Raw genomic sequence first — 22,847 nt, forward strand, 5'->3', positions numbered from 1 at the left:
CTCGGTTTACTCCATCCTGAGGTAGACCTTACCGCTCACCCGCTCCTCGGGAATCCCCATCGCCACTGCGGTCACCAGGCGCAGGCAGGCGTCCTCGTTGGGGAAGAGCGCGGCCACGCGTGTGCGCCGCTTGATCTCGCGGTTGATGCGTTCCATGCGCTTGAGCAATGGACTGAGCGTGCCGACGTCAAGATGCAGGCAGCTTTGGACTTGTCCGCCGCTTTTGGCGAGGCCCGTGCCGATTCCGCGCGCTCGAAGTCGCGTTTCGCTCAGGGCCCGGCGGATGTCGTGATGCTGGTTGTTCCCGGAAGCTCCTTGCCCGGATAATACATATCCACCTCCTCAGTCCGGAACGTTCATCGCATCGATGACCAAACAGCGTCTTTACCGAGTCAGCTTCGTGCAGCAGGGCCAGGTCTATGAGCTCTATGCCCGTCAGATCAGTCATGGCGGCCTGCTCGGCTTTGTCGAGGTCGAACAGATCATATTCGGCGAAAAATCGAGCGTGGTCGTGGACCCGACCGAGGAACGGCTCAAGTCGGAATTCGAGAACGTGGAGCGCTTCTACGTGCCGGTGCACCAGATCGTGCGAATCGACGAGGTGAAGACTCAGGGCGCCGCGCGCATCAAGCCGGTGGCCGGTGACTCATCGAAAGTGACGCCGTTTCCGACGTTCACGCCGGGAGGCGGTCATCAAAAGTAAGTCGGGACGATTGCGCTTCGCCTTGCTGGGCAGCGGCAGCAAGGGCAACGCCGCCCTGTTTTCCTGCCGGGACACCCATGTGCTGCTGGACTGCGGATTCTCGGTGCAGGAGTCCACGCGACGTTTGCAGCGGCTCGGCGTGGAACCCGAAAGTCTGGCGGCGATCGTGGTCACGCACGAGCATTCCGATCATCTTGGTGGCGTCGCGCGAGTGGCCCGGCGCTACGGTTTGCCGGTGTGGATGACGCGCGGAACCCACGCCGTCTGGAATGACGTGGACGTGCCGTGCATCGAACATTTCGATCCGCACACCCCCTTTGCGATCGGTGATCTGGAAATGTCACCGTATCCGGTCCCGCATGATGCGCGTGAACCGGCGCAGTTCGTGGTCGGCAACGGTGCGACCTGCATTGGCGTGCTGTCCGATGCGGGCAGCGTCACGCCGCATATGTGCCGGATGCTGCAGGCCTGTGATTCCTTGTTGATCGAGTTCAATCATGACAGCGCCATGCTCGCCAGCGGGCCGTATCCGGAGTCGCTCAAGCGCCGGGTCGGTGGCGCCTATGGGCACCTTTCGAACATGCAGGCGGCCGATCTGTTGAGACGCATCGACACTTCGCGCGTGCAGCACGTGGTGTTGACGCATCTTTCCGAAAAGAACAACACGCCCGAGCTGGCGCTGACCGCCGGAGCAGAGGCGCTGGGTTGCGAGACGCATTGGCTGGTCGCAGCCGAGCAGGACCAGGGCCTGGCCTGGCGTGAAATTTCCTGAGTGACGATCCACCTGAAATGACTGTGCATTTGCTACCGGGCGGACCGGCTCTCTCCAGGTTTCGTATCGATCGCCTGCGCGAAGCGCTCATCGCACAGGCGCCGGGACTCAGCGGTCTGCGTGTTTCGGAATTTTTCATGGCGACGGCCGCGGACGCCGAACTGGCGGCGGTCCGGCGTCTGCTGGAAGCGGGTGAAGGCGAATTGCCGGACGGCAGTCTGCGTTTGTTCGTGGTGCCGCGTGTCGGCACGGTGTCCGCGTGGTGCAGCAAGGCCACCGACATTGCCCGTGTCTGCGGACTGGCCGGCGTGCAGCGCATCGAACGCGGTCGCGTTCTGGTGTTCGAAGGAATCACGGACTTGCCGGCGGTGGCACATGCCCGGTTGCATGACCCGATGACCGAAAGCCTGGTGTCGGACATCAAGGGTCTGGCCCAGGTATTCGAAACCCCGGAGCGCCGGCCGCTGCGGCAGGTCGACCTGCTCGGCGGCGGCAAGGACGCCCTGGCGACGGCGAACCGGGACTGGGGCTTGGCGCTGTCTGCCGATGAGATCGACTACCTCGCCGAATACTTCGCCGGCGTGGGCCGCAATCCGAGCGACGCCGAATTGATGATGTTCGCGCAGATCAATTCGGAACACTGTCGTCACAAGATCTTCAACGCCGAGTTCACAGTGGATGGAGAAACCAAGCCGGACTCGCTGTTCGGCATAATCCGCATGAGTCATGCCGCATCGCCGGACGGTGTGCTTTCGGCCTACAAGGACAATGCCGCGGTCATCGCAGGCCCGGAAGCGCCGCGCTTCATGCTGGGTTCCGATCGCATCTGGCGGACGCGCCAGGAACCGGCTCACATCCTGATGAAGGTCGAGACGCACAACCACCCCACCGGCATTTCGCCGCATGCCGGTGCGGCGACCGGGGCCGGCGGCGAAATTCGCGACGAGGCCGCCACTGGGCGCGGCGGTCGCCCCAAGGCCGGCCTTTGCGGCTTTTCGGTGTCCAATCTGCGCATCACGGGATTCACCCAGCCCTGGGAGGCGGCGGATTCGCGCCCCCCGCGCATGGCCACGGCGCAGCAGATCATGCTGGAGGGCCCGGTCGGCGCGGCGGCCTACAACAACGAATTCGGCCGGCCCAATCTGGCCGGCTATTTCCGCAGCTTCGAGCAGACCTTGCCGGACGGCAGCCGTACCGGCTTTCACAAGCCGATCATGATCGCCGGCGGCTACGGCAACATCCGCGACGGGCTGGTCGAAAAGCTCGACGTGCCGGCCGGCGCGCAGCTGATCGTCTTGGGTGGGCCGGCGATGCTGATCGGCCTGGGCGGCGGTGCCGCCAGCAGCATGACCACCGGCTCCAGCAGCGAGGCGCTGGATTTCGCCTCGGTGCAGCGCGCCAATCCGGAGCTGGAACGGCGCTGCCAGGAGGTCGTCGACTACTGTGCTTCGCTGGGTGAGGCCAATCCGATTCTGTCGATTCACGACGTCGGTGCCGGCGGCATTTCCAACGCCCTGCCCGAAATCATCAACGACAACGGTCGTGGCGGACGCATTCGCCTGCGCGCGGTGGATATCGCCGACCCTTCGCTCTCGCCGATGGAAATCTGGTGCAACGAATCCCAGGAGCGCTACGTGCTCGCGGTGGACGACGCCGGTCTGGCGGTGCTCGACGCGGCCTGCCGGCGCGAGCGCTGTCCGTACGCTGTCGTCGGAACGGCGCTGGCCGAGCGCGTGCTGGTGGTCGAGGATGAACTCGAAGCGCAGGACGCCGTGAATATGCCGATGTCGGTACTGCTCGGCAAGGCTCCGCAGTTGCAGCGCCAATCGGTGCGCGCCGTCCGTGAACTGCCGGCGCTGAACCGCAGCGCCATCCGGCTCGACGAAGCGGTGATTCGGGTATTGCAGCACCCGACCGTGGCGGCCAAGAATTTCCTGATCACGATCGGGGATCGCACGGTCGGTGGATTGACGGTGCGTGACCAGATGGTCGGTCCCTGGCAGGTAGCGGTGGCGGATTGCGCCGTGACCGCCAGCAGTTTCGAGGCGGTGACGGGCGAGGCCATGGCCATGGGCGAGCGTGCGCCGCTGGCGCTGCTGGACGCGCCGGCTTCGGGCCGCATGGCGGTGGCCGAGGCGATCACCAATCTGATGGCGGCGCCGATCGCCAGCCTCGGCGAGGTCAGGCTGTCCGCAAACTGGATGGCGGCGGCCGGGCTTGGCGATGAGGATGCGCGCCTGTACGACACCGTGCGCGCCGTCGGTGCCGAGCTGTGCCCGCAACTCGGCATCGCGATTCCGGTGGGCAAGGATTCGCTGTCGATGCGCACCGTCTGGGAGGATGGCGATGCACGCCACATGCAGTTCGCGCCCCTGTCCCTGATCGTATCCGCCTTTGCGCCGGTGAGCGACGTGCGGCGCAGCCTCACGCCGCAATTGCGCACCGATGCCGGCGACACGGTATTGCTGCTGGTCGATCTCGGTGCCGGCCAGAACCGTCTGGGTGGCTCGATCCTCGCGCAGGTCTACGGACAGTTCGGCGACCGGGCGCCGGACCTCGATGCGCCGACGCTGCTGCGCCAGGCCTTTGCCGGAATACAGGCGCTGAACGCCGAAGCTCGCGTACTGGCCTACCACGATCGATCCGACGGCGGTCTGCTCGCCACGCTGATGGAAATGGCCTTCGCCGGGCATTGCGGGCTCGATGTCGATCTCGCGGACGTCGATGTGCTGGCCACGCTGTTCGCCGAAGAACTGGGGTTTGTGGTGCAGGTTCGCCGTGCCGACGTATCGGCCATACGCGCGGCCTTTGACGGGCTGAGTGTGCAAGAACTTGGCAGGCCCACGACGGATGGCCGCATCCGCGTTCGCGCCGGTGGCGCGGTGGTGTTCGAAGGCGCGCGTGAAGACCTGTTCAAGTCCTGGTTCGAAACCAGTTATCGCATGGCGAAGCTGCGCGACGAGCCCGCCTGCGTCGACGAGGAATTCGCCGCCGCAGGCCTTGAAGCCGACGGCGGACTCGGCGTGCACCTGGGCTTCGACCCCACCGTCGCGCCGGTATTCCGGACATCCACGCCGAGTGTCGGGCGCCGCCCGCGCGTGGCGATCCTGCGTGAACAGGGCGTCAACGGTCAGGTGGAAATGGCATATGCCTTCGATGCCGCCGGCTTCGAGGCGGTGGACGTGCACATGTCCGATCTGCTGGAAGGTGGGCAGACCCTGGATGACTATGCCGGGCTCGTGGCCTGCGGCGGCTTCTCGTACGGAGACGTGCTCGGTGCCGGTCGTGGCTGGGCGCGTTCGATACTGTTCAACGAACGCGCGCGCGGCATGTTCCAGTCGTTCTTCGAACAGCCGGATCGCTTCGCGCTGGGCGTCTGCAATGGTTGCCAGATGTTCGCGGCGCTGGCCGAACTGGTGCCCGGCAGCGAGCACTGGCCGCAGTTCGTGCGCAACCGCTCCGAGCAGTTCGAAGCGCGCTGGGCGCAGGTTGAAATCGTGGAATCGAAGTCGATCTTCCTGGCCGGCATGGCCGGCTCGCGTCTGCCGATCGCCGTTGCGCACGGGGAGGGCCGGGCGAAGTTCGCTTCATTCGAACAGCGGACCGCGTTACGGGCGAACGGGCAGGTCGGAATGCGTTATCTGGACGCTGCCGGCGCGGTGGCGAAGAGTTATCCGTACAACCCGAATGGCTCGCCGGATGGCCTGACCGGCATCTGCAACGCGGACGGTCGTATCACGGTGATGATGCCGCACCCGGAACGAACCATTGCCGGCACCGTGGGTTCGTGGTGGCCGAACCGCGAACAGCGATTCACGCCGTGGTTCCGGATGTTCGAAAACGTGCGGGCCTGGGTGGGGTGAGCGCGTGAGGCGCAAGGGGTGGGGGCGACAGGCGTGAAAGCGTGATTGCAGGTGAGGCGTGAGGGGAAAGGCGTCAGGCGTAGAAGCTTGAAAAGCCGCGGCGGTCGGTGGCCTCACGCCTCACTCGTCGCCGAAATCCTCGAAATCGTCGTCCGGAGGTGGGTTGCCATCGTGGATCAGGTTCCAGCGCTTTTCGAGGTAGGCCGTGCGTATGGCTACGTAAGGGTCCAGCTGCTGATTGAGGAAGTTTTCCGGTGTGCCGAGCAGACCGGCGCGGCTGTCCACGGCGCGCAGTGCGATCAGCGGATATTCGACCTGGGGCTCGTCGACATAGTAGGTCGGATCCGAGAAGTAATCACCGCCACGGCCGATCAGGTCGCGATTGGTCGAGGGCCCGAGCAGCGGGAGCATCAGGAACCAGCCTTCGCCGACGCCCCAGTAACCCAGGGTCTGCCCGAAGTCCTCGTCGTGGCGTTCCATGCCTTGCTGGCTGGCGACGTCGACGAGGCCGAGGATGCCGACCGTGGAGTTGAGCAGGAAACGTCCGGTATCGGATGCGGCCTGCTTGAACTTGAGCTGCAGCACGCCGTTGACGATGGTGATCGGGTAGGTGAGGTGGTTGTCGAAGAAATTGCTGACGCCGGTCTTGACCGGTTGCGGCGTGATGTCGGCATAGGTCTTGGCGACCGGCCGCAATACGTAACGGTCAGCCACGTCGTTGAACTTGTAGACCTTGCGGTTGACCACCTCCAGCGGATCCTGGGGATCGTAAGCTGGCGCATGTGCGCAAGCGCCCAGCGTGATCGTAGTCAGGACCGCGATAAGGAGTCGAATCATGGTGCGCTTCCGCTGGGCTGCGGGGGCATCAGGATCGCCCCCAGATTGAAGAACTCGATCAGGCCGCCGAGCTGCGCGGGAATCTGCGTCAGTGGCAGTGGCGCACCGTGGCGGCGGCGCAGCTCCAGCAGCAAGGCCACACCCGCGCTGTCCGCACGGGTGACGCCGGACAGGTCGATGCTGCCGGTCTCGAGCAGTTGGGCACTTTCACGCAAGACGGTGTCTGCGGTGGCGAAACAGAGTTCCCCCTCGATACGGCCGGGACTGACGCTGACCATGTTGTCTCCTTTCCTGCGCGGCGGCTAGGAGCTCTGCGCGGGCTCATCGACCTCGACGGTTGGCGCCTTGATCTGCAGGTTTTCCAGTTTCGCGATCAGCGAATCGAGGCCGTTCTTCTTCACTTCCTGTGCGAACTGGGCGCGGAAGTTGCTGACCACGCTGATGTTTTCCACGGCGATGTCGTAGATCTTCCAGTCGCCGTCATCGGTCTTGTGGACGCGGAAGTCGAGCGGAATCGGCTGTCCGTTGTTGCGCATGATTTTCGCCCCGACGGAGGCATCGGTGGCGTCCTCGGCCATGCGCAGCGGCGCCCATTCGATGTCCACGTCGTCGTAGTACTCGAGCAGGGCGTCGGCGTAGGAGCGCACGATCATCGTCTGGAAGGCATCGGTGAAACGGCTGCGCTGTTCCGGTGTGGCGCTGCGATAGTTGCGCGCCAGTACCAGCTGCGAGATGTATTTCACGTCGAAGCGCGGCACGACGGTCTCATCGATCATCGTGTAGAAGGCGTGCCTGTCGGTCTTGTACGTTTCGTAGTTTTCGTTGATCTGCTCGCGCGCGCTTTCGGTTGCGGAGCGGATGATCTCGTCCGGCTTGGCGGACTGTGCGTGTGCCAGCCCGGCGATGGCCAGCAGGCCCGCGGCGGCAAGGGTCGTTTTCAGGACGTTCATGCGGTTACTCCTTGGATTCGTTGGAACCCTTTTGGGTCATCGACGTGAGGAACTGGCCGATGAGGTTCTCCAATACCAGCGCGCTTTGGGTAAAGGTGACGGTGTCACCCTGCTCCAGAGATTCGAGCGCGCCACCGGGTTCGAAGCCGATGTACTGCTCGCCGAGCAGGCCCGCCGTGAGAATCTTGGCATTGGAGTCTTTGGGGATATTGTCGTAGTCGGCGGCGAGGTCCATCTTCACGCGCGCCTCGAAGGTGGTGCGGTCGATCGCGATGTTGCGTACGCGCCCGATCTTGACGCCGGCCATCGTCACCGAGGCGCCCGGCTTGAGTCCGCCGATATTCTCGAACATGGCGGTAACCTCGTAGGTCGGCCCGCCGCCCACGTTCTGCAGCCCGGCGACACGGAAGGTAAGCACGAAGATCGCCGCGACGCCGAGCGCGAAGAAGAATCCGACCAGAATCTCAAGTGAACGTGATTGCATGATTTGGAGCCCTAACTACTTCTGGAACAGCATGGCGGTGAGCACGAAGTCGAGGCCGAGGATGGCCAGCGACGAATACACGACCGTTGTCGTCGTTGCGCGTGAAACACCCTCGGAATTCGGTGCCGCGTGATACCCCTGATACAGCGCGATCCAGTTCACCACCAGACCGAACACCAGGGCCTTGAGCGCGGCGTCACCGATGTCGCGCAGGTCGACGCTCGACTGGATCTGCGACCAGTAAGAGCCGTCGTCCACGCCCAGCAGCACCACGCCGACCGCGTAGCCGCCGGCGATGCCGATTGCCATCACCGTGAAGATCGCGGTCAGCAGCGGCATCGCCAGCACGCCGGCGATATAGCGCGGCGCGATGACGCGTTTCATCGGGTCCACCGCCATCATTTCCATGCCGGACAGCTGCTCGGTTGCACGCATCAGACCGACTTCCGCGGCCATCGACGAGCCGGCGCGGCCCGCGTACAGCAGTGCGGTGACCACCGGCCCCAGTTCGCGGATGATGACCAGCGCCACAAACACACCCAACGAGGATTCGGCGCCGAAGTTGACCAGCGTGCGGTATCCCTGCAGCGCGAGCACCATGCCGATGAACGAACCGGATACCACGATGATGATCTGCGACAGTACCGCGCTGTCATAGAACTGACGGATGATCACGCGCGGCCGCAGCAGGGCGCCGGGTATCGCGGCCAGGATGCCGAACCAGAACAGCACGGCGCGTCCGGCTCCGGCCGAGAAATTGCCGAGTATCGTGAGCAGCGAACTCATTTGGCCGCTCCCATCAGTTCCTCGGCGTAGTCGCCGGCCTTGTAGTGGAACGGGACCGGGCCGTCCGGCAGACCGTCCACGAACTGCTTGACCCATTCGGAGCCCGCATTGCGGACCTCATCCGGTGAGCCGCTGGCGACGACCTTGCCGGCGGAAACCACGTAGACGTGGTCGCTGATCGACAATACCTCGTTGACGTCATGCGAGACCACGATCGAAGTCAGGTTCAGGGCGTCGTTGAGCGTCCGCACAAGCCGCATCAGCACGCCCATGGAAATCGGGTCCTGGCCGGTGAAGGGTTCGTCATACATGACCATGGCGGGGTCGAGCGCGATCGCCCGCGCCAGCGCGACGCGTCGTGCCATGCCGCCCGAGAGCTCGTCCGGGGCAAGATCGCGCGCGCCACGCAGGCCTACGGCCTCCAGTTTCATCAGCACCAGATCGCGGATCATCGATTCCGGCAGATCGGTGTGCTCACGCAGCGGAAAGGCCACGTTCTCGAACACCGTCAGGTCGGTCAGCAGTGCGCCGGACTGAAACAGCATGCCGAGGCGTTTGCGCATCTCGAACAACTGGCCGCGCGACTGCTTGTGGACATTCACGCCATCGAACTCCACGGTGCCGGCGTCCGGACGCCACTGGCCGCCGATCAGACGCAGCAAGGTGGTCTTGCCAGTGCCGGATGGCCCCATGATCGCGGTGACCTTGCCACGCGGAATGTCGACATCGATTCCGTCATAGATCAGACGCGAACCGTAGGCGAAGCGCAGGCCGCGCACACGCACAAGGGCGTCGTCAGCTGAATGAGCTGTCATTGTGTCAGGCCTTGAATGGGATTCGGATGGACGATAGTCACAGGCAATTGTCGCATGCCCAATGCCCCGCTGGCACGCCAGCTTGGACGGGCATGCGGCGGCCGGATGGTAAACCGTGATGGGCTGAACCCCACATGAACTGTTTCATGGCGTGTTGAATGGAATGCGGGTTCTACGATTCTGAGTTTAGATTCTGAATTTATTGTGGGTTGACGAAAATGCTTGCTCAGGCAGATATTGTGCCTCAATCAGGAGCGTACAGAAAATCCCTTAGATGGGGGATCAGCGAATGCTCCGCGTCGATAACCGTCTTCGGTCCACCGATTTCCGACAGCTGTGCCACCTGCAAACCCGCATGGCCGCAGGGATTGATGCGCTGAAACGGTTCGAGATTCATCGCAACATTGAGCGCCAGACCGTGATAGCAGAAGCCGCGGCTGACGCGCAGACCCAGCGAGGCCAGTTTGCGACCATCGTCCAGATAGACGCCGGGCGCATCCTGACGCGCGCTTGCGGTAATGCCGAAATCCGCCATGCAGGCGATCAGTGCATTCTCCATGCGAGTGACCAGACTGCGAATCCCGTAGCCGCGGCCTTGCAGATCCAGCATCACATAGGCCACCAGTTGCCCTGGGCCGTGATAGGTGACCTGCCCCCCCCGATTGCTCTGCACCACGGGAATGTCGCCGGGCGCCAGCAGGTGTTCCGGTTTTCCGGCCTGGCCGAGCGTGAACACGCTCGGGTGTTGCAGCAGCCAGATTTCATCACGCGAGCCGCGCTGGCGGGACTCGGTGAACGCGCGCATCGCCGTGAAGGTTTCGGGATAGGGCTGCTGACCCAGCGAAAGAACCAGGGGCGCGTCGGCGCCTGCGGCGCTCACAGAGACATCAATACCGCCGGTTCCGCGCGCAGTACCGCACGCACACGGGCCACGTGGTCCTCGCTGTCGGCGACGAAGTCGAACGTCAGGCAGGTGTAGTTGCCTTGGCTGGACAATTGGCGGCTGATTTGCGAGGGCGCGCCGATTGCGTCCTGCACCATGCGCCGGACACGGCTTTCCGCGCCACTATCGGGACGCAGGAACGCCTTGATCGGAAAGCGACAGGGGTACGTCAGTTTCGGCGGGGCAGGGTCGGCCATGGCTCACTCGAAGAAGCGCAGACGGACCTCGTCCACCAGTTTGTCCCAGAGGCCGCCTTCGGGAACTTCCTGCAGCGCGACCAGCGGCTCCTGTAGCAGTGTGTCGCCGTCGAGGCTGACGGTGACCGTGCCCAGCGTCTGCCCGGCCTGCACCGGCGCGATCAGCGGCTGCTGTACGTCTGCCTGCACCGACAGCTTGTCTTGTGCGCCGCGCGGAATGCTGACGGCCAGCGTGTCGATGGTGCCGACCGGCAGTTCCTCGGTCGAGCCCTTGAAGATGCGCAGGGTCTGGATCGGCGATCCCGCTTCGTAGAGCTTCACGGTATCGAAGAAGCGGAAGCCGTAGTTGAGGATGGCGAGGCTGGACTGCTCGCGGCCATTCCAGCTGCCGGCGCCCATGACCACGCCGATCAGGCGGCGGCCGTCGCGCACCGCGCTGGTGGCCAGGCAGTAGCCGGCCTTGGAGGTGTGGCCGGTCTTGACGCCATCGATCGTCGAATCACGCCACAGCAGGCCATTGCGGTTGCGCTGCTTGATGCCGTTGTAGGTAAATTCCTTCTGCGAATACATCGCGTAGTCGTCCGGAAAATTCTTGATCAGCGCGCGCACCAGCAGCGCAACGTCATGCGCGCTGGTGTAGTGCTGCGGGTCCGGCAGGCCGGTGGAATTCACGAAATGCGAATTCTTCATGCCGAGTTGCTTGGCATGCTGGTTCATCAGGCTGGCGAAGGCTTCCTCGGTGCCGGCCACGTGTTCGGCCATGGCGATGCTGGCGTCGTTGCCGGACTGGATGACGATGCCACGCAGCAGGTCCTCGACCTTCACGTGCGAGCCCACGTCCAGAAACATGCGCGATTCGCTGGAGTCGATGCCCTGGCGCCAGGCCTTTTCACTGATCAGCACGTCATCATCGAGATGCATCCGGTCCTGCGCGATCTCGTCGTAGATCACGTAGGTGGTCATCACCTTGGTGATGCTTGCGGGCTCGACGCGCTCGTCGTAGTCACTGCCGGTCAGAACCTGACCGGTCTGCGCGTCGAGCAGAATCCAGCTCTTGACGTCCAGACTGGGGGGCGGGGGCACGCTTTGCGCGGCCGCGGCGAGTGGCCACAGACTGAGCAGGGCCAGCGGAACGAGGAGCGAGCGTAGCGAAAAGAGTTTGATTTTCATGCCTTCGAAGCGGGGGGACCCGAACGGGAATGGGGGCGAATCTTGCCCATGTTAATGCTTGTGCAGCGAATATCGGCGCCGATCACCTCACCGAATGACGGGAATTGCCGAAAATCGATTGACCAGCAATTGGTCGCGCGTCGCTTCCAGTTCGGATTCCTGAGCAAAGGGTCCGATCAAAACGCGGTGCATGTGGCTGTCCGCGATCTCCTCGACACGAATTTCCACCTGCTGGATGCCGATGCTGCCGAGCTGCTCGCGCAGCGCGACGGCATTGACCGGATCGCTGAAACTGCCGGCCTGCAGGTAGTGCGGCGTCGTGTCATTGATCGGAACGGGCGGCCGCTGCACGGCTGGAGGTCCCGGTGTGCTTGCGGCGAACTGCGTACGCGGCGCTCGTGGGTCGATCGTCTCGATCTCGACATTGGCCGAGCCGGCGCCGACGACGCCGAGCTTGAGCGCTGCCGCGTACGAAAGGTCGATCACGCGACCATCGTGAAACGGACCACGGTCGTTGACGCGCACGATCGCCTCCCGTCCGTTGTCCAGATTGTGCACGCGCACGTAGCACGGCAGCGGCAGAGTCTTGTGCGCGGCCGTCATCGCGTACATGTCGTAGGGCTCGCCACTGGATGTGCGGCGGCCGTGAAACTTGCGCCCATACCAGGAGGCGCGGCCGCGTTCGCGGAAGTTTTCGGCGCTGGCCAGCACGTAGTAAGTCTTGCCATGGACGCTGTAGGACGGCGGGTTGCCATACTTGCTGCGCGGCTCGGCGCGAGGCACGGCGTCCTTGATTTCGTCCGGGGCGGCGTCGGCGCGTAGCGGTGCCGGAACGTCGCCCGCTGACGGCGGTCCGTCGGATAGCGCGCGTGGCCCGGCGCAGGCGCTCAGCCACAGCAGCGGACCCAGCAGCGCAAGCCGCCACGGCTTCATCGAGCGGCTTGTTCGCTGCGTGCCTGGCTCAGCGCTTCGGCCAGCTGAGTCACCGACATGGCGTAGTAGACCCTCGGGTTGTAGCTCATCACCGCATAGAAATTGTTGAGGCCCGCCCAATATTCATGCTGACCGCTGTCGAGCTTGAGTTCGAGTATGCCGGCCGCCGTGGCGTCGTCCAGGTCGGCGTCGATGTGGGCGCCAGACTCGCGCAATTGTCCGAGCGTCTCGGATGGCAGCTTGGTGTTGACCGCGTCCGCCGGCGCGCGGAAACCGGTTGTGGGCCGCAGCGGCGCGATCAAGGGCTGGTCTCGCTGCCAGGCCACCTGCGGTCGGTACTTGATGAGGTAGTTGGCGATCGAGCCGATCGCGTCCGGCAGACTCCACAGGTCGGTATCGCCGTCACCGTCGAAGTCGACGGCCAGCCGCCGGTAGTTGCTTGGCATGAACTGCGCTGCGCCCATGGCGCCGGCGTAGGAACCCAGCATGTCTTCGGGCTGGCGCTGCTGCTCGTGGCACAGCACGAAGAATGCCACCAGTTCGCTGAAGAAGAAGTCGGAGCGGGTCGGGTGTTCGAAACCCTGGGTGGTCAGCGCGTCGAGCACGCGGTGCGGTCCGGTATAGCCGCCGAACTTGGTTTCCACGCCGAGGATCGCGGCGATCACCGCCGGTGCGACGCCGTATTCGCGGTGCGCACGTTCCAGCCAGCTTTCGTATTCGTTCATGAACGCGACGCCGCGGCGCACATTGGCGTCGTTGACATGAATCGGGCGGTAGCCGGTCCAGGTCAGGGTTTTCTCCTTGGCGGTCTGCTCCTTTTCGATCAGGCGCGGCACGCGCTCGGCCTTCACGAGCGCTTGATCGACCGCCGCCAGATCGGCGCCCGAGAACGCGTAGTCGTCCGCCAGAATCCGCTTGAGTTCGGCGGCGCGCGGGTTGCCGCTGTAATCGGCGGACGCCATGACCGGGGCAAGCAGCGCGAGCGTCAGCAGGAGTCTTTTCCCGGGGGGGCGTCTAGTCATGGAGTGCATTAGCTCGAGATCAGTTTGCGGTGGGTCTGGATGCTCATGAGGATACCGAAGCCGGCCATCAGGCTGACCATGGAGGTTCCGCCAAAGGAGACCAGCGGCAAGGGTACGCCCACCACCGGCATCAGGCCCATCACCATGCCGATGTTGATGAACACGTACAGAAAGAACGTCAGCGACAGGCCGCCGGCGAGAATCCGCTGGAAGGTGTCCTGCCCCCGCAGGGCGATGACCAGGCCGCGTGCCACGATCAGCGTGTACAGCGTCAGCAGTGCGAGTACGCCGAGCAGACCCATTTCCTCCGCGAACACCGCAAAGATGAAGTCGGTATGGGATTCGGGCAGGAAATCCAGGCTGGCCTGGGTGCCGTTGAGCCAGCCCTTGCCGAAAATGCCGCCCGAGCCGATGGCGATCTTGGACTGGGTGATGTGATAGCCGGCACCGAGCGGGTCGCTGGATGGGTCGAGAAACGTCAGTACACGTTGCTGCTGGTATTCGCGCATGTTCATCCACACGATCGGCGCGGCCGCCGTGGCCAGTCCCACCACCGACGCGATCCAGCGCCATGACAGACCGCCGAAGAACAGCACGAATCCCCCCGCGGCGACCACCAGCAGCGAGGTGCCGAGATCGGGTTGCACCGCCACCAGCGCAGTCGGCACCGCCACCAGAACGACGGCGCCGGCCAGGGTCTGCAGGCGCGGCGGAATGTTGCTGCCGTGCAGGTAGCTGGCGACCATCATCGGCACCGCGATCTTCATGATCTCCGACGGCTGGAAGCGCACGACGCCGAGGTCCAGCCAGCGCTGCGCGCCCTTGGAGTGGTCGCCGAGCACCAGCACCGCCAGCAGCAGCAGCAGGCCGGCGGCATACAGATAGGGGGCAAAGTTGCGATACAGCTCGGGCGGTGCCTGCGCGCAGATCAGCAGCGCGACGATGCCCATGCCGATGCGCTGCACTTGGGAAATCACGGCACCGCCGTCGCTACCGGTTGCGCTGTAGATCACGAACAGCCCGACCGAACAGACCGCCAGCAGCAGTACGGCCAGCCAGGCGTCCACATGCAGTCGCGCCAGCAGGCCAATTTGCGAACGCGGGGCGGCATCGAGTTCCGTCATCCGGCACCTTCCGGTGCGGTCGTCGTCGTCGTCGCCGCCGCCGCCGCCGGAGTAAGGACCGTCGCGCCGGCCGCATTTCCGGCATCGGCGTCCGCCGTAGGATCGGCGTCGCGCAGCAGCCAGTCGTCGATCACTGCCCGGACCACCGGCCCGGCCACGGACCCGCCTCCGCCACCGTGCTCGACGATCACCGCGACCGCAATCTGCGGTGATTCGACCGGTGCGAAGGCGACGAACAGTGCGTGATCGCGCAGATGTTTCGGTACGGACGAGAGCTCGGGGGCCGCTTCATCCTGGGCAAGTCCTGCGACCTGGGCGGAACCGCTCTTGCCAGCCGCAAGGTAGGGCGCATCATGAAAGGCGCGGTAGCCGGTGCCGCCCTGAGTGGTCGTCACCTCGATCAGGGCGTGGATGACCTCAGACCAGGCGCGTGGGTCGCGGGTCTCGATGCTCGGCACCGGCGTGGGAGCGACGCGGCGCATGGTATGGCTCAGTGGGTCTTCCTCGGCGTGGACGATGTGCGGTACATAGCCTTGTCCGCGCATTGCGACCAGCGCCATGGTCTGGGCCAGCTGTACCGGCGTCATCATCATGTATCCCTGACCGATTCCGATGTTCAAGGTCTCACCGGGATACCAGGCCTCGCGCTTGGCGGCCCGTTTCCAGTCCCTGGAGGGCAGCAGGCCGCCCTTTTCACCGGGCAGGTCCAGACCGGTGGCCGAACCCAGCCCGAACTGCGAGAGCATGGCTTCGATCCGGTCCACCCCCAGCTGTTCGGCGAGCTTGTAGAAGTAGACATCGCAGGATTCGGCAATGGCGCGATCCATGTCCATCCAGCCGTGGCCGCGCCGCTTCCAGTCGCGATACTTGCGGCTGGACCCGGGCAATTCGTAGTAGCCGGGACAGAACACGCGTTCATGCTCGGTGGTCACGGCGTATTCCAGCCCCGCCATCGCCATCAGCGGCTTGATCGTCGAGCCCGGCGGGTACTGGCCTTGCAGCGCGCGGTTGAACAGCGGCTTGGTGGGGTTGGCGTTGAGCGCCTTGTAGGTCTTGAAGCCGATGCCATCGACGAACAGGTGCGGGTCGAATCCTGGCTTGGACACCAGCGCCAGCACTTCGCCGCTGCTCGGCTGGATCGCGACGACGGCACCTTCGCGGTCGCCCAGTGCCGCCTCGGCGGCCACCTGCAGTTGCGCGTCCACGGTCAGATAAAGGCTCTGGCCCGGAGCCCCGCGATCATAATTGAGATCACGCAACGGCCGGCCGGTGGCGTTGGTTTCGACGATTTTCGCGCCGACCTTGCCGTGCAAGTTCACTTCGTGGCTACGTTCCACACCGTTCTTGCCGATATGCGTGGTGCCGCGATAGCCCTCGGCGCCGAATTCCCGCAGTTCCTCCTCCGAGACGCCGCCGACGTAGCCGACCACGTGGGCCGCCGACTCACCGAGCGGATAGCGCCGCGTCAGCCCTGCGCGGATATCGACGCCGGAGAAGTCGTGGCGGTTGATCTCGAAGCGGGCCACTTCGTCCATTGTCAGGCGCGTGCGGATCGGTACTCCGCGATAGCGTGGCGTGCGCCGAAGCCGGTCGCGAAAGCGTTCCATATCCTCGTTGTCGAGGCTGACGATCCGCGACAAACGCTTGAGTGTGTTCTCGATGTCGTCAACCTGTTCGGGGATCAGTTCGAGTACGAAAGACGGCACGTTGTCGGCCAGCACCGCGCCATTGCGATCGAAGATCAGGCCGCGCACCGGCGGCACCACCACCAGCCGCATGCGATTTTCGTTGGAGCGCGTCAGAAAGTCGGCATGCTGGAACACCTGCAGGCTGACCAGACGCGACACCAGGATGGCGATGGCGATGCCGCAGGCGATCAGCGCCACCAGCGCGCGCACGAAGAAGGTCTGCCGCTCGGCGTGCAGATCCTTGATCGCGTCGTAGTTACCCATTCTTTAAGCCGAAAGCTGCGGAGCGGGTGGTGGGGTGAGGGCGGCGGTGCCCGGCGCAGGATTCATTTTTCGGGGCTTCCTCTCTGTCGGCATGGCCGTCACCGTGGCCGTGTGACCGGGCGCAGCAGCTGGAGAATCAGAAACATCAGCGGCCATAGCACGGTGGTGCTGATCACCGGCAGCCAGCGCGCCAAAGGGGCGGCTGCGTGCAGGGTGGCCCCATCGGCCCAGAACAGGATGAAGCTGTAGAGCAGCCAGATCGGCGCCTGGATCAGCGTCGTTTGCCACAGAGGTGACAGGTACAGAAATCCCCGCAGCTTGAGCGTCGCGTAGACCACCACCGTGAGCGCCACGACATGCGTGCCCAGGGCAGTGTTGAACATCACGTCAAGACACAGACCGGCCGCCGCAGATGGCAGCAGCAAGCCCACGCCGTTGCTGCGGTAGGCCCAGTAGCCGAGGATCAGGGCGACCCAGGATGGCCGCATCGCCGACAGCAGCGGCGGCAGCGCAATGGTCTGCAGCACCAGCGCCAGAATCAGTGCCGGTATCAGCATCAGGTATTGCGAACGGATGCTGGTGGTCATTGCTCGGGGGCCGTGGTCGCGGTGTTCGGCGTTGCAGGCGTCAGGGGCTTGGGCGGCCCGGCCTGTTCCGCGGTGGGCGCAGCCGCTTCCTTCGGCTCGACGCCGGCCCCCTCGGCAGCGGGCATGGCAGACTCGGTTTCGGTAATCCCGGGTTCGGATTGGACCGTCTCGCTCCACACCAGCAAAACCTGCCGGCCCTGGTTGATTCGTGCCGTCGGGTAGGCGATGGCTTCCATGAAGTGCTCGCCGGGCTGGTAGAGCAGCTCCGCGACCTCGCCAACCGGGTAGCCGGGCGGGAAGCGACCGCCCAGGGCCGAGGACACCAACAGATCGCCGACCTTGATGTCGGCATTGCCCGGCAGGAACGGCAGGGACAGGCCTTGGCCGTCACCGCGGCCCAGCGCCACCGTCTGCAGGCCGGTGCGATTGACCTCCACCGGGACACCGTGGTCGGGGTCGGTGATCAGCAGACCCACAGCCGTGTCCGGCAGCACGCGGACCACTTGGCCGAGCACGCCGTAAGCGTCGATGATCGCCTGACCGCGGTAGACGCCGTCGCCGGTTCCGCGGTTGAGCACGATCTGGTGGCGATACGGATCCTGGTTGGTGGCGAGGATTTCGGCGACCAGCACGCTGTCCTCGATCTGCTCGGACGACGACAGCAGTTCGCGCAGCCTCTGATTCTCGGCTTCCAGGGCCTGTACCTTGGAGGTGCGGGCGCGCAGCCGCAACAGGCTTTCGCTGAGGTGCTCGTTTTCCGCCATCAGCTCGCCGCGTGTCTGCGCGTAGTTGCCGATCGCCGAGACCGTACTCGGCAGGCGCGAAGTCCAGATGATGGGAGCGAGCAGTTGCGACATGACGTTGCGCGCCGGATCGAAGGTCTCGGTGCGATGGTCGACCGCCAGCAAAGCGAACGAAAGCAGCAGCAACAGGGCCGCCCGCAGGCCGAGCCCCGAGCCCCGCTGAAACAGTGGTTTCCGTGTATTGCCGCTGAGAGTGTTCAAATCGTGGCCGACAGGCTGTCGCGCAGCAAAAAACTTCCCCGTATCAAAGGGCTAGCTTAAGGGGGATTGCGGCGCGGGCCTAGTCCGGAAATCGGCTCACTCCGAGGACAGGAACTCCCCGTGGGAGTCGAGCATGTCGAGCAGCATGCCGCCGCCACGCGCCACGCAGGTCAGCGGGTCGTCGGCGACGATCACCGGCAGGCCGGTTTCCTCGGACAGCAGCTTGTCGAGATCGCGCAGCAGGGCGCCACCGCCGGTGAGCACGATGCCGCGTTCGGCGATATCGGCGCCCAGTTCCGGCGGCGTGCGCTCCAGCGCCTTCTTCACGGCCGCGACGATGCCGGTCAGCGGCTCCTGCAGCGCATCGAGGATTTCATTGGAATTCATGGTGAAGGTGCGCGGCACGCCAGCGGCGGCGTGGCGGCCCACAACCTCGATTTCCTGGACTTCGTGGCCCGGGAAGGCGGTGCCGATCTTGATCTTGACGCGCTCCGCCGTGGGTTCGGCGATGTGCATGTTGTACTGTCGACGGACGTAATTCATGATCGCCTCGTCGAACTTGTCGCCGCCGATGCGCACCGATTCGGCGTAGACGATGCCGTTGAGCGAGATCACGCCGACTTCCGAGGTGCCGCCGCCGATGTCCAGCACCATCGAGCCGCGGGCCTCGCCGACGGGGATGCCGGCGCCCAGCGCTGCGGCGATCGGTTCCTCGATCACGTAGACCTTGCGTGCGCCGGCGTTTTCCACCGATTCGCGGATGGCGCGGCGTTCCACCTGGGTGGAACCGTAGGGCACGCAGACCACGACGCGCGTCATCGGCTTGAGCATGCGCGACTTCTGCACCTTGCGGATGAAGTGCTGCAGCATCTTCTCGGTGACGGTGAAGTCGGCGATCACCCCGTCGCGCAGCGGGCGCACCGTGGTGATGTTGCCCGGGGTGCGCCCCAGCATCTCCTTGGCGTCCTTGCCGACCGCTTCGACGCGCTTGCGCCCGCCCGCTTCCGTGCGGATGGCGACCACCGAAGGTTCATTGAGAATGATGCCTTCGTCACGGACGAAGACCAGGGTATTGGCGGTCCCGAGGTCAATGGAAAGATCGTTGACGAACAGGCGGCGGAAAGCGTCGAGCATCGGCGGTGCGGAGGGGCGTCCGGGTTGGAATTGTGCGTGATGGCGAGAGCAGTGCGCCGACGAACCGGGGGACACGGCGGCGCGCGCTGCTTGTAGCGCTCTGCATGTAGAATGGGCGCGCTGAGCATCATAATCGATTTTCCAAGCGATCAAACCGGTACCGAGGCCAAAAATTTTGGCATCGACAGTGGTATCGGCGGAAACCCTATGAGTCTGACACCCGAACAAATCCAGCAGGTTGCCCATCTTGCCCGCCTCGAACTGCGTCCGGAGCAGCTCGCGCCGTACGCTGGGCAGCTTTCCAGCATTCTTGAAATGGTGGACCAACTGCGCCAGGCCGAAACCGACGAGGTGTTGCCGATGGCGCACCCTCTGGACATGGTCCAGCGTCTGCGCGCGGACGCGGTGACCGCGTCCGATCAGCGTGAGCGTTTTCAGACACTGGCGCCGCAGGCCGAAGGTGGCCTGTATGTTGTTCCCAAGGTCATTGAATAAGGCCAAGCAAAGGCGCTGAGCGTCGAGGCTGCCTCCGAACGGACGCAGCCTCGCGCAGCGCCCCTGGCCGATCTCTTTCAAAAGAATATGCACAAACTCACAATCAAGCAGATGGCTGACGGCCTGCGCGCGAAGACGTTTTCGAGCCGCGAGCTGACCACCCACTTTCTCGGGCGTATCGAAGCGCACGACGCCAGGCTCAACAGCTTCATCACCGTGACGGCCGACCGGGCGCTGGCGGCCGCCGATGCGGCGGATGCGCGCCTGGCCGCTGGCGATGCCGGCCCTTTGACCGGCATCCCGCTCGCGCAGAAGGATATTTTCTGCACCGACGGGGTGCGCACCTCCTGCGCCTCGAAGATGCTGGACCGCTTCATCGCGCCGTATGACGCGACCGTCGTGCGCAAGCTGCATGTCGAGGGTGGGGCGGTGATGCTCGGCAAGTGCAACATGGACGAGTTTGCGATGGGCTCGTCCAATGAAACCTCCTGGTACGGCCCGGTGCACAATCCCTGGGATTTGGAGCGGGTGCCCGGCGGTAGTTCCGGCGGTTCTGTCGCTGCCGTTGCCGCGGGACTGGCGCCGGCCGCCACCGCCACCGATACCGGTGGCTCGATTCGCCAGCCGGCCGCGCTGACCGGTCTGACCGGCATCAAACCGACCTATGGACGTGTTTCGCGCTACGGCATGATCGCTTTCGCCTCCAGTCTCGATCAGGCTGGGGTCGTCGCCCATACGGCCGAAGATGCGGCCACGGTGCTGCACGCCATGGCCGGCTTCGACCCCTTGGATTCGACCAGTCTCGATCGTGAGGTGGACGACTACAGCGCGGGTCTGGGCGAGTCGATCAAGGGCTTGCGCATCGGCCTGCCCAGCGAGTATTTCGCCGAGGGCCTGGATCCGGCCGTGCGCAGCAGCATCGAAGTCGCGATCAAGCAGTTCGAAGCGCTTGGCGCGACGGTCAAGGAAATCTCCCTGCCGAACTCGCCACTGTCTGTGCCGACTTACTATGTGGTGGCGCCGGCCGAGGCCTCCAGCAACCTCGCGCGTTTCGATGGCGCCCGCTACGGTCATCGCGCCGAAGGCGTGAAGACGCTGGAAGAAATGTACAAGCGCAGTCGTGGTGAAGGCTTCGGTGCCGAAGTGCAACGTCGCATCATGATCGGAACCTATGTGCTCAGCCACGGTTACTACGATGCCTATTATCTGAAAGCACAGAAGGTGCGCCGACTGATCTACGACGATTTCCGGCGTGCCTTCGAAGACGTCGACGTGGTGTTGGGGCCGACCACGCCCGCGCCGGCCTTCAAGCTCGGCGACAAGAGCGAAGACCCCGTGGCGATGTATCTCAACGACATCTACACGATCGCGGCGAATCTGGCCGGCCTGCCGGCGATGTCGGTTCCTTGTGGTTTGGTCGACGGCCTGCCGGTCGGTATGCAGTTGATCGGCAACTTCTTCGAGGAAGGGCGTCTGCTGAATGTGGCGCACCAGTATCAGCAGGCCACCGAATGGCACCTGCAAAGCCCCGCGGGCTTTGCGTGAGGCGACAGGTCTTAGGCGTGAGGCGTTGTGATGGCGCCCTGCGCCTCTCGCCTAACCCCTCACGCCTTACATGAGCGAAGCGAATATGGAATGGGAAGCAGTCATCGGACTTGAGGTGCATTGCCAGCTCAGCACCAAGTCCAAGATATTTTCGGGTGCGGCCACGGCTTATGGCGCAGCGCCGAACACGCAGGCCGATGCCGTCACCCTGGGCCTGCCCGGCGTTCTGCCGGTCCTCAACGGCGAGGCCCTGCGCATGGCCGTGATGTTCGGTCTGGCGGTGGACGCCAAGATCGCCGAGCGCTGCGTGTTCGCGCGCAAGCACTACTTCTATCCGGATCTGCCCAAGGGCTACCAGATCACGCAGTTCGAACTGCCGATCGTCTACGACGGCAAGCTCGATGTGGAACTGGCCGAAGGCGTGATCAAGACCATCGGCATCACCCGTGCGCATATGGAGGAGGACGCCGGAAAGTCGATGCACGAGGGCTTCGTCGGGACCTCCGGCATCGATCTCAACCGCGCCGGCACACCGCTGATCGAAATCGTCTCCGAGCCGGATATCCGCTCGGCGGCCGAGGCCGTGGCCTATCTCAAGAAGCTGCATCAGCTGGTGGTCTACCTCGGCATCTGCGACGGCAACATGCAGGAAGGCTCGTTTCGCTGTGACGCCAACGTGTCCGTGCGGCCCAAGGGCACCGAGAAGTTCGGCACCCGTACCGAGACCAAGAACGTCAATTCCTTCCGTTACGTGGAACGCGCGATCGAGTACGAAATCGAGCGCCAGATCGAGGTGATCGAGGCCGGTGGGACGATCGTCCAGGAGACGCGGCTGTTCAATCCCGGCTCCGGCGAAACACGCTCGATGCGGACCAAGGAAGATGCCAACGACTACCGCTACTTCCCCGACCCCGACCTGCTGCCGGTGATCTGCACACGCGCCTGGATCGACGAGATCGGCCGCTCGCTGCCGGAACTGCCGGAAGCCAAGCGCGACCGTTTCATGGTCCAGTACGGCCTGTCCAAATATGACGCGACGGTGCTGACCGGCTCGCGTGCCTTGGCGGACTACTACGAGGATCTGGTGCGTCTGGTCGACGGCGACGCCAAGCTCTGCGCCAACTGGGTCATCACCGACCTGCTCGGCGCCTTGAACAAGGCCGGGCACGACATTCCAGATTCTCCGGTGTCTGCCGCCGCGATGGCGGGGTTGATCAAGCGCATCGCCGATGACACGATCTCCGGCAAGATCGCCAAGGACGTGTTCGAGGCGATGATGGCGGGTGAAGGTGAGGCCGATGCGATCATCGATGCCAAGGGACTGCGCCAGATCACGGACGAAGGCGCCATCGTCAAGATCATCGAGCAGGTCATGGCCGACAACCCCGGCCAGCTTGAACAGTACCGCGCTGGCAAGGACCGCTTGTTCGGCTTCTTCGTGGGCCAGACCATGAAGGCGACCGCCGGCAAGGCCAATCCGGCCGAGGTCAACCGCCTGCTCAAGCAATTGCTGGGACCGGCGGCTTAATGA

22 protein-coding genes and 1 pseudogene are annotated in these 22,847 nt (G+C 64.3%); 6 read left to right on the forward strand and 17 right to left on the reverse strand.

The genetic code is table 11. From position 1 onward, the window contains the following. Positions 1–6: 6 nt before the first annotated feature. Positions 7–156: pseudogene (locus RM530_RS08690) on the reverse strand (transposase); the annotation flags it as partial. Between the two features lie 211 nt (positions 157–367). On the opposite strand from RM530_RS08690, the gene RM530_RS08695 reads away from it, so the two are divergent. The 3 genes from RM530_RS08695 to purL are packed head-to-tail and all read left to right on the forward strand — an operon-like array spanning position 368 to position 5,338. Further along, positions 368–703, forward strand: a complete 336-nt coding sequence (locus tag RM530_RS08695; RefSeq protein WP_311364832.1) for a DUF1820 family protein — start codon at positions 368–370, stop codon at positions 701–703. Positions 704–713: 10 nt separating this feature from the next. Next, a complete protein-coding gene (locus tag RM530_RS08700) occupies positions 714–1,475 on the forward strand; it encodes an MBL fold metallo-hydrolase (RefSeq protein ID WP_311364833.1) in 762 nt (253 codons plus the stop codon). A gap of 23 nt (positions 1,476–1,498) precedes the next feature. Next, positions 1,499–5,338 carry a phosphoribosylformylglycinamidine synthase gene (purL, locus tag RM530_RS08705; RefSeq protein WP_349256205.1) on the forward strand — a complete coding sequence of 1,280 codons (3,840 nt, stop codon included), beginning with the start codon at positions 1,499–1,501 and terminating at the stop codon, positions 5,336–5,338. 120 nt (positions 5,339–5,458) lie between these two features. Here the strand turns inward: purL and RM530_RS08710 are convergent, their stop codons facing one another. From RM530_RS08710 to RM530_RS08785, 16 genes are all read right to left on the reverse strand, one after another. After that, the gene (locus tag RM530_RS08710; RefSeq protein ID WP_311364835.1) at positions 5,459–6,175 is read right to left on the reverse strand and encodes an MlaA family lipoprotein; all 717 of its coding nucleotides are present in this window, start codon (positions 6,173–6,175) and stop codon (positions 5,459–5,461) included. After that, positions 6,172–6,453 (reverse strand): STAS domain-containing protein, encoded by a 282-nt coding sequence (locus RM530_RS08715; RefSeq protein WP_311364836.1) that lies wholly within the window; start codon positions 6,451–6,453, stop codon positions 6,172–6,174. The genes RM530_RS08710 and RM530_RS08715 overlap by 4 nt, the downstream gene beginning before the upstream one ends. Positions 6,454–6,477: 24 nt before the next feature. Further along, positions 6,478–7,125 carry an MlaC/ttg2D family ABC transporter substrate-binding protein gene (locus RM530_RS08720; protein WP_311364837.1) on the reverse strand — a complete coding sequence of 216 codons (648 nt, stop codon included), beginning with the start codon at positions 7,123–7,125 and terminating at the stop codon, positions 6,478–6,480. A gap of 4 nt (positions 7,126–7,129) precedes the next feature. Further along, a complete protein-coding gene (mlaD, locus tag RM530_RS08725) occupies positions 7,130–7,609 on the reverse strand; it encodes an outer membrane lipid asymmetry maintenance protein MlaD (protein WP_311364838.1) in 480 nt (159 codons plus the stop codon). 15 nt (positions 7,610–7,624) lie between these two features. Beyond that, on the reverse strand, positions 7,625–8,395 hold the full coding sequence (gene mlaE, locus RM530_RS08730) for a lipid asymmetry maintenance ABC transporter permease subunit MlaE (RefSeq protein ID WP_311364839.1): 771 nt from the start codon (positions 8,393–8,395) through the stop codon (positions 7,625–7,627). Further along, positions 8,392–9,210, reverse strand: a complete 819-nt coding sequence (locus RM530_RS08735) for an ABC transporter ATP-binding protein (RefSeq protein ID WP_311364840.1) — start codon at positions 9,208–9,210, stop codon at positions 8,392–8,394. The genes mlaE and RM530_RS08735 overlap by 4 nt, the downstream gene beginning before the upstream one ends. A gap of 244 nt (positions 9,211–9,454) precedes the next feature. Further along, positions 9,455–10,090, reverse strand: a complete 636-nt coding sequence (gene lipB, locus RM530_RS08740; protein WP_432276085.1) for a lipoyl(octanoyl) transferase LipB — start codon at positions 10,088–10,090, stop codon at positions 9,455–9,457. After that, on the reverse strand, positions 10,087–10,350 hold the full coding sequence (locus RM530_RS08745) for a YbeD family protein (protein WP_311364841.1): 264 nt from the start codon (positions 10,348–10,350) through the stop codon (positions 10,087–10,089). Before RM530_RS08745 ends, lipB begins: the two co-directional genes overlap by 4 nt. Positions 10,351–10,353: 3 nt before the next feature. After that, the gene (locus tag RM530_RS08750; RefSeq protein ID WP_311364842.1) at positions 10,354–11,520 is read right to left on the reverse strand and encodes a D-alanyl-D-alanine carboxypeptidase family protein; all 1,167 of its coding nucleotides are present in this window, start codon (positions 11,518–11,520) and stop codon (positions 10,354–10,356) included. Between the two features lie 87 nt (positions 11,521–11,607). Next, positions 11,608–12,453, reverse strand: a complete 846-nt coding sequence (locus RM530_RS08755) for a septal ring lytic transglycosylase RlpA family protein (RefSeq protein WP_311364843.1) — start codon at positions 12,451–12,453, stop codon at positions 11,608–11,610. Continuing rightward, positions 12,450–13,475 carry a lytic murein transglycosylase B gene (gene mltB, locus RM530_RS08760; protein WP_311364844.1) on the reverse strand — a complete coding sequence of 342 codons (1,026 nt, stop codon included), beginning with the start codon at positions 13,473–13,475 and terminating at the stop codon, positions 12,450–12,452. Before mltB ends, RM530_RS08755 begins: the two co-directional genes overlap by 4 nt. Positions 13,476–13,483: 8 nt before the next feature. Next, positions 13,484–14,599, reverse strand: a complete 1,116-nt coding sequence (gene rodA, locus RM530_RS08765) for a rod shape-determining protein RodA (protein ID WP_311364845.1) — start codon at positions 14,597–14,599, stop codon at positions 13,484–13,486. Then, on the reverse strand, positions 14,596–16,551 hold the full coding sequence (gene mrdA, locus RM530_RS08770; protein ID WP_311364846.1) for a penicillin-binding protein 2: 1,956 nt from the start codon (positions 16,549–16,551) through the stop codon (positions 14,596–14,598). Before mrdA ends, rodA begins: the two co-directional genes overlap by 4 nt. Before the next feature lie 98 nt (positions 16,552–16,649). Next, complete coding sequence (gene mreD / locus RM530_RS08775) at positions 16,650–17,138, reverse strand: rod shape-determining protein MreD (protein ID WP_311364847.1); 489 nt, start codon at positions 17,136–17,138, stop codon at positions 16,650–16,652. Further along, entirely contained in the window at positions 17,135–18,142 is a 1,008-nt protein-coding gene (gene mreC, locus RM530_RS08780) for a rod shape-determining protein MreC (RefSeq protein WP_311364848.1), read from the reverse strand. Before mreC ends, mreD begins: the two co-directional genes overlap by 4 nt. A gap of 96 nt (positions 18,143–18,238) precedes the next feature. After that, on the reverse strand, positions 18,239–19,276 hold the full coding sequence (locus RM530_RS08785; RefSeq protein ID WP_311364849.1) for a rod shape-determining protein: 1,038 nt from the start codon (positions 19,274–19,276) through the stop codon (positions 18,239–18,241). Between the two features lie 207 nt (positions 19,277–19,483). Between RM530_RS08785 and gatC the strand changes: the two genes are divergently transcribed. From gatC to gatB, 3 genes are all read left to right on the forward strand, one after another. Next, on the forward strand, positions 19,484–19,771 hold the full coding sequence (gatC, locus tag RM530_RS08790) for an Asp-tRNA(Asn)/Glu-tRNA(Gln) amidotransferase subunit GatC (RefSeq protein WP_349256206.1): 288 nt from the start codon (positions 19,484–19,486) through the stop codon (positions 19,769–19,771). Positions 19,772–19,858: 87 nt separating this feature from the next. Beyond that, positions 19,859–21,316 (forward strand): Asp-tRNA(Asn)/Glu-tRNA(Gln) amidotransferase subunit GatA, encoded by a 1,458-nt coding sequence (gatA, locus tag RM530_RS08795; RefSeq protein WP_311364851.1) that lies wholly within the window; start codon positions 19,859–19,861, stop codon positions 21,314–21,316. Between the two features lie 70 nt (positions 21,317–21,386). Further along, the gene (gene gatB, locus RM530_RS08800) at positions 21,387–22,844 is read left to right on the forward strand and encodes an Asp-tRNA(Asn)/Glu-tRNA(Gln) amidotransferase subunit GatB (RefSeq protein WP_311364852.1); all 1,458 of its coding nucleotides are present in this window, start codon (positions 21,387–21,389) and stop codon (positions 22,842–22,844) included. Positions 22,845–22,847: the final 3 nt, after the last annotated feature.

It is taken from the genome of Banduia mediterranea (assembly GCF_031846245.1).
Taxonomy (GTDB): Bacteria; Pseudomonadota; Gammaproteobacteria; order Nevskiales; family Nevskiaceae; genus Banduia; species Banduia mediterranea.

Coding starts and splice junctions, on each gene's coding strand:
- RM530_RS08695 (WP_311364832.1), top strand. CDS start 368: ATGACCAAACAGCGTCTTTACCGAGTCAGCTTCGTGCAGCAGGGCCAG.
- RM530_RS08710 (WP_311364835.1), bottom strand. CDS start 6,175: ATGATTCGACTCCTTATCGCGGTCCTGACTACGATCACGCTGGGCGCT.
- RM530_RS08715 (WP_311364836.1), bottom strand. CDS start 6,453: ATGGTCAGCGTCAGTCCCGGCCGTATCGAGGGGGAACTCTGTTTCGCC.
- RM530_RS08720 (WP_311364837.1), bottom strand. CDS start 7,125: ATGAACGTCCTGAAAACGACCCTTGCCGCCGCGGGCCTGCTGGCCATC.
- mlaD (WP_311364838.1), bottom strand. CDS start 7,609: ATGCAATCACGTTCACTTGAGATTCTGGTCGGATTCTTCTTCGCGCTC.
- mlaE (WP_311364839.1), bottom strand. CDS start 8,395: ATGAGTTCGCTGCTCACGATACTCGGCAATTTCTCGGCCGGAGCCGGA.
- RM530_RS08735 (WP_311364840.1), bottom strand. CDS start 9,210: ATGACAGCTCATTCAGCTGACGACGCCCTTGTGCGTGTGCGCGGCCTG.
- RM530_RS08745 (WP_311364841.1), bottom strand. CDS start 10,350: ATGGCCGACCCTGCCCCGCCGAAACTGACGTACCCCTGTCGCTTTCCG.
- RM530_RS08750 (WP_311364842.1), bottom strand. CDS start 11,520: ATGAAAATCAAACTCTTTTCGCTACGCTCGCTCCTCGTTCCGCTGGCC.
- RM530_RS08755 (WP_311364843.1), bottom strand. CDS start 12,453: ATGAAGCCGTGGCGGCTTGCGCTGCTGGGTCCGCTGCTGTGGCTGAGC.
- mltB (WP_311364844.1), bottom strand. CDS start 13,475: ATGACTAGACGCCCCCCCGGGAAAAGACTCCTGCTGACGCTCGCGCTG.
- rodA (WP_311364845.1), bottom strand. CDS start 14,599: ATGACGGAACTCGATGCCGCCCCGCGTTCGCAAATTGGCCTGCTGGCG.
- mrdA (WP_311364846.1), bottom strand. CDS start 16,551: ATGGGTAACTACGACGCGATCAAGGATCTGCACGCCGAGCGGCAGACC.
- mreD (WP_311364847.1), bottom strand. CDS start 17,138: ATGACCACCAGCATCCGTTCGCAATACCTGATGCTGATACCGGCACTG.
- RM530_RS08785 (WP_311364849.1), bottom strand. CDS start 19,276: ATGCTCGACGCTTTCCGCCGCCTGTTCGTCAACGATCTTTCCATTGAC.
- gatC (WP_349256206.1), top strand. CDS start 19,484: ATGAGTCTGACACCCGAACAAATCCAGCAGGTTGCCCATCTTGCCCGC.
- gatA (WP_311364851.1), top strand. CDS start 19,859: ATGCACAAACTCACAATCAAGCAGATGGCTGACGGCCTGCGCGCGAAG.
- gatB (WP_311364852.1), top strand. CDS start 21,387: ATGAGCGAAGCGAATATGGAATGGGAAGCAGTCATCGGACTTGAGGTG.